This window comes from Pseudodesulfovibrio thermohalotolerans (assembly GCF_021353295.2).
Classification (GTDB): domain Bacteria; phylum Desulfobacterota; class Desulfovibrionia; order Desulfovibrionales; family Desulfovibrionaceae; genus Pseudodesulfovibrio; species Pseudodesulfovibrio thermohalotolerans.
Map to the genome: position 1 here is coordinate 15,979 of NZ_CP120635.1, position 13,421 is coordinate 29,399.

The 13,421-nt window shown below is 58.3% G+C and carries 11 protein-coding genes; all 11 read left to right on the forward strand.

The window, feature by feature from the left end; all coding sequences use genetic code 11:
• The first annotated feature begins 354 nt into the window (after positions 1-354).
• The 11 genes from LF599_RS00090 (at position 355) to LF599_RS00140 (ending at position 13,420) form a co-directional block, all read left to right on the forward strand.
• Complete coding sequence (locus LF599_RS00090; RefSeq protein ID WP_279521823.1) at positions 355-1,653, forward strand: DnaA ATPase domain-containing protein; 1,299 nt, start codon at positions 355-357, stop codon at positions 1,651-1,653.
• 147 nt (positions 1,654-1,800) lie between these two features.
• A complete protein-coding gene (gene dnaN / locus LF599_RS00095) occupies positions 1,801-2,970 on the forward strand; it encodes a DNA polymerase III subunit beta (protein ID WP_269940631.1) in 1,170 nt (389 codons plus the stop codon).
• A complete protein-coding gene (gyrB, locus tag LF599_RS00100) occupies positions 2,971-5,364 on the forward strand; it encodes a DNA topoisomerase (ATP-hydrolyzing) subunit B (protein WP_279521824.1) in 2,394 nt (797 codons plus the stop codon).
• 247 nt (positions 5,365-5,611) lie between these two features.
• The gene (gene gyrA / locus LF599_RS00105; RefSeq protein WP_269940632.1) at positions 5,612-8,059 is read left to right on the forward strand and encodes a DNA gyrase subunit A; all 2,448 of its coding nucleotides are present in this window, start codon (positions 5,612-5,614) and stop codon (positions 8,057-8,059) included.
• A gap of 6 nt (positions 8,060-8,065) precedes the next feature.
• Positions 8,066-8,890, forward strand: coding sequence for a tetratricopeptide repeat protein (locus LF599_RS00110; RefSeq protein ID WP_269940633.1), 825 nt, complete (start codon positions 8,066-8,068; stop codon positions 8,888-8,890).
• Positions 8,891-8,961: 71 nt separating this feature from the next.
• Complete coding sequence (locus LF599_RS00115; protein WP_279521825.1) at positions 8,962-10,071, forward strand: glycosyltransferase family 4 protein; 1,110 nt, start codon at positions 8,962-8,964, stop codon at positions 10,069-10,071.
• 5 nt (positions 10,072-10,076) lie between these two features.
• A complete protein-coding gene (locus LF599_RS00120) occupies positions 10,077-10,670 on the forward strand; it encodes a histidine phosphatase family protein (protein WP_279521826.1) in 594 nt (197 codons plus the stop codon).
• The gene (locus LF599_RS00125) at positions 10,670-11,281 is read left to right on the forward strand and encodes a hypothetical protein (protein WP_279521827.1); all 612 of its coding nucleotides are present in this window, start codon (positions 10,670-10,672) and stop codon (positions 11,279-11,281) included. Before LF599_RS00120 ends, LF599_RS00125 begins: the two co-directional genes overlap by 1 nt.
• Complete coding sequence (locus LF599_RS00130; protein WP_279521828.1) at positions 11,190-11,813, forward strand: glycosyltransferase family protein; 624 nt, start codon at positions 11,190-11,192, stop codon at positions 11,811-11,813. The genes LF599_RS00125 and LF599_RS00130 overlap by 92 nt, the downstream gene beginning before the upstream one ends.
• A 75-nt stretch (positions 11,814-11,888) precedes the next feature.
• Positions 11,889-12,653, forward strand: coding sequence for an enoyl-ACP reductase FabI (locus LF599_RS00135; RefSeq protein ID WP_279521829.1), 765 nt, complete (start codon positions 11,889-11,891; stop codon positions 12,651-12,653).
• Positions 12,654-13,033: 380 nt separating this feature from the next.
• Complete coding sequence (locus LF599_RS00140; protein WP_279521830.1) at positions 13,034-13,420, forward strand: 4Fe-4S dicluster domain-containing protein; 387 nt, start codon at positions 13,034-13,036, stop codon at positions 13,418-13,420.
• Position 13,421: the final 1 nt, after the last annotated feature.

Sequence of the window (13,421 nt, forward strand, 5' to 3'; positions counted from 1 at the left end):
GCCCCTCACGCGAACAGCGTCGAAGGGTATTGTTCAGTGCTTGAAGTCAACCCCTTGTAATCCAAATTCGCCAGAAGGAAAACCGACTTGTTGAACTGCCCGCACGGGCGTCTGTTGATAACTCTAAAATATGAGGAAAACTCCTTGTTTTCCTCATGTTATCAACAGATGCTCAATCAACGGTAGAAAACGACATTTCGAATACGTCAAATAAGGGAAAAAATGGCGGAAAAGCTTGGCTTTCTGGCCATTTTGGAGTATAGAATCACATAAATTTCGGGAGTTTTTTTAGACTCGTTTACAAAATTTTAAAATACTTAAAATTCAACTGGTTATAAACAACATTATCACATCGTGAAAGATTCACTACGGCAACATCTCCTCCAGACCTGCACGGACGAGGAATTGAAGCGCTGGTTCGACCCGCTGTCCTTCGACTACTCCGAAGAAAACAAGCGGCTGACCGTTGGTTTTCCCCATGCTTTTTTCGCCAAATGGTTTGAGTCCGACGTTCAGGACAAGTTCGAGGCGCAGCTCAATTTGTTCCTGGGGAACGGCTATGTGGTCAGCTACAAGGACAGCGAAGCCGCCGAACGTCCGCGCGGGGTCCAGGTGGCCGACGTGGTCAAACGCATCGACTTCCCCTTCGGCCAGGAATTCACCTTCGACACCTTCTTGATAAACAAGAAGAACTACTTCCCCATCGCCTCGGCCAAGGAGGTGGCGAAACAGACGGGCTCACTGTTCAATCCGTTCATCATCTGCGGACCGGGAGGGTCGGGAAAGACCCATCTGCTCAAGTCCGTGGCCAACGAGATCAGCAAGAAGCACGACTATTCGACCATCTTCATGGGGTCCCTGGAGGAGTTGAACTCCCTGTATTCCATCAGGTTCAAGGGCGACCCGTTCAAGGCGCGCAACCACCTGTTCGAATACAACTTCCTGTTCATCGACGACTTCCACAAGATCAAGGAACATCCGCATTTCCAGCAGGAGTTGGTGAACATATTCAACCACTTCTACGACAACAAGAAGCAGATGGTCCTGGCCTGCCGGGAAAAGGTTACCAGTTACGATTTCCTTGACGACAACCTCCAGTCCCGTCTGGGCTGGGGGCTTATCGTCACCCTCAAGGAGCCGGATCTGGAAATCAGGGTCGGTTACATCCAGCGTCAGGCGCGGGCCAAGCGGCTGACCCTGACAAAGGAACAGGTGCTCACGCTGGCCCAGCGGTTCACGGACTTCCGCTACCTCCAGGGCATCCTGCTCAAGCTCTTCGCCTTCAAGGAGCTGGTCAAGCAGGACCTCTCGCAGAAAGACTTTGAACACATCCTGGCCAACACCGAGGAAAAGACCACGGACGACCTGACGCCCAAGAAGATACTCAGCGTGGTGGCCGAGCATTTCAGTGTCCACGTGAAGGACCTTACGGGCACAAAACGGCACCAGCACATAGCTCACGCCCGTCAGGTGGCCATGTTCCTTTGCCGCCAGATGTTGAACACATCCTACCCGGCGCTGGGCAGGGCCTTCGGCGGAAAGGATCACTCGACGGTCTTGTACTCGGTCAAAAAAATCGATCAATTACAGGAAGATGACTTCGAATTGAAACAACTGTTGAAAACGTTGAAGAATAAATGTCGCATGTCGTGATCTTTTTCGAAAAGAACCGATTCACGCACTTTCGGTTCGCAAAAGATGACAAATAGTGTGCATAAAAAAATCAATGAAAATAAAGGTTTGATTCCAAAAGGAACAAAGGAACCGAGCTAATAAATCTCAATCAAGGAGATATTTTTTATGTTTCTGAAAGTGAACCGAGATGAAATCATCGAAGGACTCCAGAAGTCGGCGAATATCATCCCGGCTAAAACCGGCGCAGCCTTCCTGAGGACCATCTGGCTCCAGTGCGAAAACGGGAACCTGAACATCATGAGCACAGACTCGAATCTGGAGTTCATGGGATCATACCCGGCCGCCCTGGAAGGAGAGGGGTTGGCCGGTGTGCAGGGCCGCGCCTTCTATGATCTGGTGAAGCAGCTTCGATCCGATCAGGGCGAGCTGACCATCCGCACGGACGACGGCGATCAGAACGTGCTGGTGGAGCAGAAGGCCAGGAAGTACAAGTTCCCGGTCAACGACCCGGAATGGTTCCAGAAGTTCTCCTCCTTTCCCGAGGACGGCACGGTCTACTGGTCCGGAGATTTCCTGCACGAGATCATCGACAAGATTTCGTTCTGCATCTCCGATGAGGATTCCATGGAGGCCATTGCCTGCATCTACATGGTTCCCCGTGAGAAGGACGGCAACAAGACCGTCGAGGTCTGCGGCCTGAACGGGCACCAGTTCTCCATGCTCAACTTCGTCAACGACGATATTTACGCCATGCTTCCCGAAGAGGGCGTGCTCATCCAGAAGAAGTACCTGGCCGAGCTGAAGAAGTGGCTGACCGCCGACGAGATAGAGTTGGCCATCTCCAACAAGCGGCTCTTCTTCCGCACCGGGGACAAGCGCGAGACCTTCACTTTGCCGCTGTCATATTATCAGTATCCGAACTACAACAACTTCCTGGCCAGGCTGAACGACGACAACGTCTCCTCTCTTGAGGTCAAGCGCCTCGACCTGGTGGACGCCCTGTCCCGCGTGGCCCTGTTCAATACCGACTCCAACCGCTGCGCCTACTTCACCTTCGGCGAGAACGAAGTCACCGTGTCCGCGCAGGGCCAGGAGACCGGCACGGCCCGGGAGTCCATCGATGCCGTCTACACGGGCGACATGGAACGCATCGCCTTCCCCACGCGGAACCTGATCGAGATACTCAACCACTTCAATTCCGAGACCGTGAAATTCACTCTCACCGGCACCGAGGCCCCGTGCGGCCTGACCGGCGTCGACGACAAGGATTACATAGTGATCGTCATGCCCATGATGATCCAGGAAGAGACCTACTATACCGAGGAAAACGCATAAATGAGCGACAAACAGTACAACGCCGAGTCAATTACGGTTCTAGAGGGACTCGAGGCCGTTCGGAAACGTCCGGCCATGTACATCGGGTCCACGGATATCCGGGGCCTGCATCATCTGGTCTACGAAGTCATTGACAACTCCATTGACGAGGCCATGGCCGGGTATTGCGACAAGATCAAGGTAACCCTGCACATGGACAACTCCTGCACGGTCACCGACAACGGCCGCGGTATCCCGGTGGACATCCACCCGAAGGAAAAGGTCCCGGCGGTTCAGCTCGCCATGACCACGCTTCACGCGGGCGGCAAGTTCGACAACGACTCCTACAAGGTCTCTGGCGGCCTGCACGGCGTGGGCGTGTCCTGCGTCAACGCCCTGTCCGAGTTCATGGAGACCACGGTCAGGCGTAACGGTCTGACCTACCGCATGAAGTTCGAACGCGGCTACGTGACCCACGAGTTGGAGGAGATTGGCCCGTCCGATGCCACCGGCACCACGCAGCGGTTCAGACCCGACGAGGAAATTTTCGAGGTCAACCAGTTCGAATACGACGTTCTGCGCAAGCGGTTCCGCGAGCTGGCCTACCTCAACTCGGGCCTGGAGATCGAGTTCAAGGACGAGCGGTCCGGCAATTCCGAGACCTTCAAGTTCGAGGGCGGCATCACGCAGTATGTCAAGGACATCAACACCAACCTGAACACCATCGGCGAGATAGTGCACGGCGTTGGCGAGTCCGAGAACATGATTGTCGAGTTCGCTCTCCAGTACACGTCGAGCTACAAGGAAAACACGTACACCTTCGCCAACAACATTCGGACCATCGAAGGCGGTACGCACCTTGCTGGCTACAAGACAGCTTTGACCAGGGCCATCAACAACTACGTCCAGAACGCCGACCTGCCGAAGAAGCTGGTCAAGAAGCTTACCGGCGACGACGTCCGCGAAGGCCTGACCTCGGTTATCTCGGTCAAGCTGCCTGATCCGCAGTTCGAGGGCCAGACCAAGACCAAGCTCGGCAACTCCGAGGCTGCCGGTCTGGTCGCCGGCGTCATCTACGAGAAGCTGAACACCTTTTTTGAGGAGAACCCCAAGGAAGCGCGGTTCATCATCGAGAAGGTCGTGGACGCCGCAAGGGCTCGCGAGGCGGCCCGCAAGGCCCGTGACCTGGTCCGCCGCAAGGGCGCCCTGTCCGACAACGCGCTGCCCGGCAAGCTGGCCGACTGTCAGTCCAAGAATCCCGAGGATTCCGAAATATTCATCGTTGAGGGTGATTCCGCAGGCGGTTCGGCCAAGCAGGGCCGCAACCCCAAGATTCAGGCCATCCTTCCCCTGCGAGGCAAAATCCTGAACGTGGAAAAGACCCGCCTGGACAAGATGCTCGGCAACAAGGAAATCCGGGCCATGATTACCGCCTTCGGAATCGGCATCGGCCACGAGGAGGACGCAAAGGACTACGACAAGCTGCGCTACCACAAGATCGTCATCATGACCGATGCCGATGTGGACGGCTCGCACATTCGTACTCTGCTTTTGACCTTCTTCTTCAGGCAGTACGAAGAGCTGATCCACCGAGGCCATATCTACATCGCCCAGCCGCCATTGTTCCGGGCGAGCAAGGGCAAGTTCGAGCGCTTCATCAAGGACGACATCGAGCTGGACAACTTCCTGCTCGGCCGCATCGGCGGCGATCTGGCCGTGAAGACCGAAAAGAACGCCGTACTGGAAGGGCAGAGGCTCGTCGACGCCATGGACAAGATACGCTTCCTGCGCACCCGGTTTAACGAAGCGGAGACCGTGGGCATCGCCCCCGACCTGTACATGAAGCTGATGGAGTTCCCCGAGCGCATCTCGTTCACCTATTTCGAAGAGCACGATCCCGCGATTTTCAAGAAGAATTTCGAGACGAACGGCTACAAGGTCGAAATAGAAAAGGAACACGATCACGAGATGGACAAGGACCGGCTGTATCTTGCATTCGAGAACGACAACGGCCACCGTACGCGTCTCGCCATGGAGTTCTTTCACTCGAAGCTCTATAAAACGGCCTACAATACCTACGCAGAGCTCAAGGAGGCTTGCGGCGGGTTCGAGTTCGCTTTGGACATGAAAGATAGCGAGAGGCTCGTTTCCGGCATTTTCGCGCTATATGACGCGGTCATCGAGGAAGCTCATCGCGGCTGGCAGATCCAGCGCTACAAAGGTCTGGGTGAAATGAACCCGGAACAGCTCTGGGAAACGACCATGGACCCGGAAAACCGGACCATGCTCCGCGTGACCATTGAGGATGCGGCCGCGGCCAACGATATCTTCATCGACCTTATGGGCGACAACGTGGAACCGCGCAGGGAGTTCATCGAGAAGAACGCCTTGGCTGTCCAGGAACTGGATATCTAGTCGAGATTCCGGCGGGAGCCGGGGGAGCCGGAAAAAGGCGCTTCCGGGGTCCTTCATCCGGGTCGAGGCAAACAGAGCCCACGGATTTCAATTTGCGAAAAACCAACGCCGCCGAAGGGTAGCCGGACAAACCGGCCCGGCGGCGAGACAAAAGTTTGGGAGATTCCCGGGACCCCTTGTTCAAGGAGGTCCGGGCAGCCGGAAAAATTCCGTTTTCGGGACCGGCATCCCAGGAGGCAAGTAAGGAATGAGTGATACCATCACCATCGAAAGCGAACTCAAGAAAAGTTATCTTGAGTATTCCCTGTCCGTCATCATCGGACGCGCCATCCCGGACGTTCGCGACGGGTTGAAGCCGGTTCACCGGCGCATCCTGTACGCCATGTACGACCTGGGCAACTACCACAACAGGGCCTACAAGAAGTCCGCCCGCGTGGTTGGTGACGTCATCGGTAAATACCACCCGCATGGCGACTCCGCGGTCTACGACGCCTTGGTGCGTATGGCGCAGGACTTTTCCATGCGCGACATGCTGGTTGACGGCCAGGGTAACTTCGGTTCCATCGACGGCGACTCCGCGGCCGCCATGCGTTACACCGAAGTCAGAATGGCGAAGCTCTGCTCGGAGTTCCTCGGGGACATCGAGAAGAACACTGTCGACTTCGCGCCCAACTATGACAACACCTTGCAGGAGCCGTCCGTCCTGCCCACCAAGGTGCCGAACCTGCTGTTGAACGGCACCACAGGCATCGCGGTCGGCATGGCCACGAACATCCCGCCCCACAACCTGGGCGAGTTGATCGACGGTTCCATCCATCTGCTGGATAATCCGGACTGCACCATCGAGTCCCTGATGAAGCGGGTCAAGGGCCCGGACTTCCCCACTGGCGGCACCGTGTTCGGCGGCCAGGGGTTGGTGGACGCCTACACCACGGGACGCGGCTCCATCAAGATTCGCGGCGTGATCGAGATAGAAGAGGCCCGCAAGGGACATAAGGAAGCCATTGTTATCAGGCAAATTCCCTACGCGCTCAACAAATCCACCCTGGTGGAGAAGATCGCGGCCCTGGTCCACGAAAAGAAGATCGACGGCGTTTCCGACCTGCGCGACGAATCCGACCGCAAGGGCATTCGCATCGTCCTCGACCTCAAGCGCGGGGCCATCGCGGATATCATCATCAACTCGCTTTACAAGTACACTCCGCTCGAAAGCAGCTTCGGCATCAACATGATGGCCGTTGTCGGCAAGCGCCCGATGCTTCTGAACTTGAAGGAGGTCCTGGGCCACTTCCTGGATCACCGCCGCGAAGTCATCATCCGCCGGACCAAGTTCGATCTCGACAAGTGCGAGAAGCGCGTGCACATCCTGGAAGGCTTGCGCATCGCGCTCGACAATATCGACGAAGTGGTCAAGCTGATCCGCGCGTCCAAGTCGCCCGAAGAGGCCCGCGACGCATTGATGACCCGGTTTGAGCTGTCGGAGATTCAGGCCAGGGCCATCCTGGATATGCGTCTGCAGAAACTGACCGGATTGGAGCGCGACAAGCTGCTGGAAGAATTGGCCGAATTGATGAAGAAGATCGAATACTTCAAGTCCATTCTGTCCAATGAGGACGTGCTCAAGGGCGTCATTCGGGACGAGCTTGTCGACATCAAGGAGAACTACGCCACCCCGCGCAAGTCCGAACTGCTCAAGGCCGATCTCGACTCCATCGACATCGAGGACCTTATCCCGGACGAGGACACGGTCATCACCCTGAGCCGCCGCGGCTACATCAAGCGCACTCCGCTGTCCAACTACACCGCCCAGAAGCGCGGCGGAAAGGGCATCGCGGGCGTGCAGACCGGCGACGGCGACTTTATCCACACCTTCATGCTGACCACCAACCATCAGCATCTGGTGCTCTTCACCAACTTCGGCAAGATGTTCAAGATCAAGGTTCATCAGGTGCCGGAGGGGTCGCGCTACGCCAAGGGCGGCCATGTCAACAACCTCCTGCCCCTGGACAAGGACGAACAAATCGCCACTTGCCTGTCCCTGCGGGAGTTCGACGACGACAGGTTCTTCCTGTTCGTGACCCGAAAGGGCATGATAAAGCGGTCGTCCATCGGCCTGTACGGCAACTGCCGGACCACCGGCATCCGCGCCGTGAATCTGCGCGACGGCGACCAGCTCATGACCGTGCGTGAGATCGAGCCTGATGTGGACTGCATCCTGGCCAGCCGGGACGGTTCCGCGATCCGCTTCAACATCAACGACGCCCGTCCCATGGGGCGCGCGACCGCCGGTGTGAAGGGCATGGCGCTGCGGCCCAACGACGAAGTTGTGGCCTGCGTCGTCACCGGAGATTCCGAGCGCGACCAGATTCTGACCGTGTCCGAGGGCGGCTTCGGCAAGCGCACCTCCATCGATCAGTACCGGGTCCAGACCCGAGGCGGAAAGGGCATCCTGAACATGCGCCTGACCAACAAGACCGGCAAGGTCGTGGGCGCGCACATGGTCAACGAGTCCGACGACGTGATCCTGCTCACTTCCCAAAACAAGGTCATCCGCATGTCGGTTGGTGAAGTCAGCCAGACGCGCGGTCGCGCCACGCAGGGCGTCCGCCTGGTGCGTATGGATGCTGACAACAAGGTTGTCGGATTTGATCTTGTCATGGATGACGACGAAGACCTGACCGAGGTCCAGGCCTAGAGGGCTATGCGAACCATACTCGTGTTGATATTGCTGGCCGCGGCGGCGTTTGCCGCCGCGGCCTGCTCTTCGTCCACCTCGCCCGGCAGGGAGGACATCGAGCGGGCGCGCGAATCCTATTCCAAGGGGTTTTACCTTGAAGCGGAAAAGGATTTCGAGCGCTATCTCCAGGTGGAGCCGCAAGGACGGTTCCGCAAGGAGGCGTGGAACAGGCTGGCCGAGATAGCCGTGTCCATCAAGGGCGACTATGACCGTGCCGTGGTCCTGCTCGAAGCCATGTATCTGGAGCTGGGCAGCGACCCGGACACAGCCTGGAATATCCTGTTTCAGTTGGGCGAGGCGTATTCCGAGCTTGGCAATACGCCGAGGGCATTGGAATCCTTCGAGAAATGTCTGACACATGCCCAGGGAAATCCAGATCACATCTACAGGACCCAACTGCGCATGGCGCGGCTGTACAGGTCCATGGGCAGCTATGACCTGGTGGCCGCCACCCTGGAAAATTGCGCCGATTCGGCGGCGGACGACCAGGCCAAGGCCAAGTGCTTGTATGAACTGGCTCAGAGCTACACCTTCATTTCCAGTTGGTCCCAGGCGTCCAAAACCCTGGACGCGTTGCTCAAGCTCAAAAACATCTCCGCCGAGACGCGGGCCCTGGCTGTTTTCCTCAAAGCGGATATTGCCGAGAACGATCGGGATTACGCCAAGGCCAGGAAACTGCTCGAATCCATTCTGGACACCTATCCCAACCCCAAGGTGGTGGAGACCCGGCTGGCACATCTGCCGATTGTGGAACCGGAGCCGCTGCCTCTGTTGCCGCCCCGGCAGTAAGCCGGTTCACAGGGTCAGGTGATTTGGTGTATCACGATGACGGCGTCCCGCTGAACATTCGAGAGTGACCCGTGAAGATCGCCCTGTGCACCCCGTTCAAACCCATGGACAACGCGTCGGTTTCCGGCGACGTGACCATCGCCCGCGACCTGCGCGATACGCTGGAGGGCCTGGGGGACGAGGTGGTGGCGGTGCCGTTCTTCTCCGCCAAGGAGATATGGAAGCATCCTTCCCGGTGGTTTGGCACATATCGGGCCCTGGGTCGTATGACCGAGGCCGCCCGGGGGTGCGCGGCATGGCTGACCTACGGCACCTATTACAAGGTGCCGGACGTGTTCGGCCCGTCCTGCGCGGCCAGGCTGGGCATTCCCTATGCCATTTTTCAGGCGAGCTACGCCGCGAATCGGGGCCGGAAAGCGGCCACCTGGCCGGGATACCGGCTGAACAGGCGGGCCATGCTTCGGGCCAATCATATCTTTTGCAATCGTTTCAATGACCTGAAAGGATGCTCCCGGTTGCTGCCGCCTGAACGGTACACCCATGTCAGGCCCGGCCTGCCCGAGGGGCTGCCCGTCCGCGACGATGTTGCCGGAGCCGTGTTGCGCCGGGAGTGGGGCGCGGAAACGGCCCGTGTGGTGGTCACGGCGGCCATGATGCGCGCCGGGGTCAAGGCCGAGGGTGTGCGATGGGTTTTCCGGGCCTGCGCGGACCTCGTGCGACAGGGCAGGGATATAGTCCTCGCCGTGGCCGGAGACGGCCCGCGCAGAATGGAACTGGAAGCCGAGGCAAAGGCCCTGCTTGGGGAGCGGGTGCGCTTTGTAGGCCTGGTGGACCGCGAACGGCTTGGCGGCTTTTTCGCGGCCGGAGACTTGTTCGCCTTTCCGGGGCTCAAGGAGAGCGTGGGCATGGTCTATCTGGAGGCTCAGCAGTGCGGCCTGCCCGTGGTCGCCACGGACGACGAGGGCGCGCCTCATGTGGTCGCCCACGGTCGAACCGGGATCATTACCCCTGCGGATATCGAACATTTCACCCGGGGCGTGGACGAACTGGTGCGCGGTCCGGAACGGTGCGCGGCGCTGGCCGCCAACGCGCCTCTATACGTAAGCGAAGAACACAACGCGCGGCGCAATTACGGCCAGGTGGCCGAGATTCTGCGCCGGTTGGCCGAAGCGAGGGCCTGAACGACATGACCACCTATTTCTGTATGCGCCACGGGATGACCGAATGGAACCGCGAGCGTCGCATTCAGGGCAACACCGACGTCCCTCTTTGCGACGAAGGACGCGCAATGGCCCGCAACTGGGCTGAATCGCTCGGCGGCGGGGGACTGGACTGCATCTTGACCAGCTCTCTGTCCAGGGCGAGGGAAACGGCGGATCTCATCAACGAGACCCTGGGCGTGCCGGTGTTCGAGGACAAACGCCTCGGTGAACAGGACTGGGGCCGGTGGACCGGCCTGACCAAGGACGAGTTGAAGGAGATGCGCAAGGAGGTTCGCAGGCAGGAATACCAGGGATTCGGTTTCCGGCCCGATGGCGGGGAGAGCCGCGACGAAGTCCTGTTCCGCGCATGTGACGCGCTCATCGAATTCTCCGAAGAGCATTCCGGCGAGTCCGTGTTGGTCGTCACCCATAACGGGGTGCTCAAATGCCTGGCCCACGCCCTGTCCGGCTCGGATTTCATGCCCGACGACACTGTGGAATACCTGCCGTACCGCCTGCACCGCATCGAATGCGTCGAAAACGAACTCGCCCTGGGCGAACTGAATATGGAGCTGTAATGCGCATCGTCTTCTACTGCCAGCACGTGCTCGGCGTCGGCCACATGTTCCGCTCTCTGGAAATCGTCAAGGCCCTGAAGGACCACGAGGTCATCCTGGTTACGGGCGGGGCCGAGGTGGATTTCGATCCGCCCGCCAATATGACGCGGGTCCAACTGCCCGGCCTGATGATGGACGCCAAGTTCACCCGGTTCATCCCTCTGGAGGAGGGCGCGGAAGTGGACGAGGTCCTGGGCCGCAGGCTGCGGTTGTTCAAGGAAATCATGGCCGAGCAGCAGCCCGACATTTTCATGGTCGAGCTCTTTCCCTTCGGCCGCAAAAAATTCCGTTTCGAGCTGCTGCCCATCCTCAAGAAGGTCAGGAAGGGCGAGTACGGCAAGTGCCGGTCGGTCTGCTCCGTGCGGGACATCCTGGTGGAAAAGAACGACATGAAGCGGCAGGTGGAGCGCGTCCACGGCTATCTCAATCCCAATTTCGACCACGTTCTTGTGCACTCCGACCCCAACGACGTTTCCCGGAGTGGACGGCATCGTTCCCGAAGTCCATTACACCGGCTATGTGGCCCGCAAGCCCGATCCGGCCGAGACCGAACGGCTGGCCGCGGAACTTGATCTCGGCGACACGCCTCTGGTGGTGGTTTCCGTGGGCGGCGGGCACATCGGCCGCGACCTGCTGCGCGGGGCCATGGCCGCTTCGCCCATTTTGCAGCAAATCCACCCGCATCGTCTGGCCGTGTTCACCGGCCCGTACGTGGAGGAAGACGAGTTCGCACGTCTTCAGGCTCAGACCGAGGCGTTCCCGCACATCACCGTGAAGCGGTTCACCAAGCGATTCCTGGCCTATCTCGACCTGGCACGGCTGTCCGTTTCCCTCGGCGGCTACAACACGACCATGAACCTGCTGGCCACCAATACCTTTGGGCTCATGTACCCCTTTCTTCAGAACCGGGAACAGAACATGCGTGCCCGGCGCATCGAGGAAAAGGGCGGCCTCAAGGTCATCACCGAGGATGATCTCGGCGCCGAACGGTTGGCTGCGCTCATGCGCGAGGGGCTGGACCGCACAGCCGCGCCGCTCAACCTCAACCTTGACGGTGCCGACAACTCGGCCCGCATCCTGGAAGGGGTGCACGCGGCCATGTAGCTTTCCGCCCGGTTCAATTTCCCCTCGCCAGAAAACTCGGGCAGGGGTACCATGCCGGCAAGCAAAGGAGACTACATGCTGCTCAAGGATAAAAAGGCTCTCATTTTCGGCGTGGTCAACGACCGCTCCATCGCCTACGGCATCGCCAGGCAATTGAAGGAACACGGCGCGCGCCTCGCCTTCAGCTACGCCGCAGACCCCATTGAACGCCGACTGGCCCCCATCTGCGAGGAGCTGGGCGGTGAGTTCATGTATAAATGCGACGTCACCTCGGATGAGGAGATCGCCTCCGGCGCGGACCTCGTTCGCGAAAAGTGGGGCGGCGTGGATATTCTCGTTCACTCCATCGCCTACGCCAACCGCGAAGACCTCAAGGGACGGTTCATCGACACCAGCCGCGAGGGCTACAAGGTCGCCCTGGACGTGTCCTCCTATTCCCTGGTCGCCCTGTGCCGCGCCTTCGAGCCGCTCTTTCCCGTAGGCGGGTCGGTCCTGACCATGAGCTACTACGGCTCGGGCAAGGTGGTGGCCAATTACAACGCCATGGGCGTCGCCAAGGCCGCCCTGGAAGCCTGTGTGCGCTACCTTGCCGTGGACCTGGGCGAAAAAGGAGTGCGCATCAACGCCATCTCGGCCGGGCCGGTCAAAACCATGGCCGCCTCGGGCATCTCGGGCTTCAAGTCCATTCTCGGACGCATTGAGGAAAAAGCTCCCCTGCACCGAAACATCTCCATCGAAGACGTGGGCAAATGCGCCCTCTACCTCGCCTCCGATCTTTCCTCCGGCACCACCGGCGACGTCGTCTTCGTGGATTCGGGCTACAACATCATGGGCGTGTAGCACCCTCAGCGGGTAGGCGCATCCGTCCGGTATCGCCGATAGCTCAAATAGACTTCCAACGATACGGCAGGCCAGACCGGGCTGCCAATATTGTATGTAATGGACGCGCTGTTCGATGTGCTCGAACGGCGCGTCCATTTTTTTTATCGCCCAAAAAGAATTTTCATTTTTTGCATCATAGTCCGCGTTGGAGTCATTTTATGGAAGTTGCTGTTTGTAAAAAATACAAATTAAAACAAAATGATATACGTTAAAAATGAGGTAAAAACAAACAAGGTTCAATATAATAAACTTTCGTTCAACCTCTTGAATGGGGCCTTTAATTTGATAGAATGAATTTTAGTTCAGTATATTGAACAGATATTCAGAGAGAAGGAACCATGATCAAAACACGGAAAACGGAATGCACCAACTGTCGGCTCTGCATGCTGGCATGTACGGCGGCTCATGAGTCCGGCCTGCACAGTTCTAAATTTTCGCGCATACACATCGAGGACGCCTGGCCCGAAATCGGGGCCATTCATGTCTGCGTGAGTTGCGCCAAGCAATTCTGCGTTGAAGCCTGTCCCGAAAAGGCTTTGTCCTGGGATGGACACGTGGTGCTGGACAAGGACAAATGCACCCGCTGCGGCGTCTGTTCCGAAGCCTGTCCCTTCGGCGGCGTCCGCAAGCATCCGGTGAGCGGTTACCCCCTGGTATGCGATACGTGCAATGGTCGTTATTTATGCATCAAAGCCTGCCCCGCAGGGGCCATTTCGAGGAGATAGC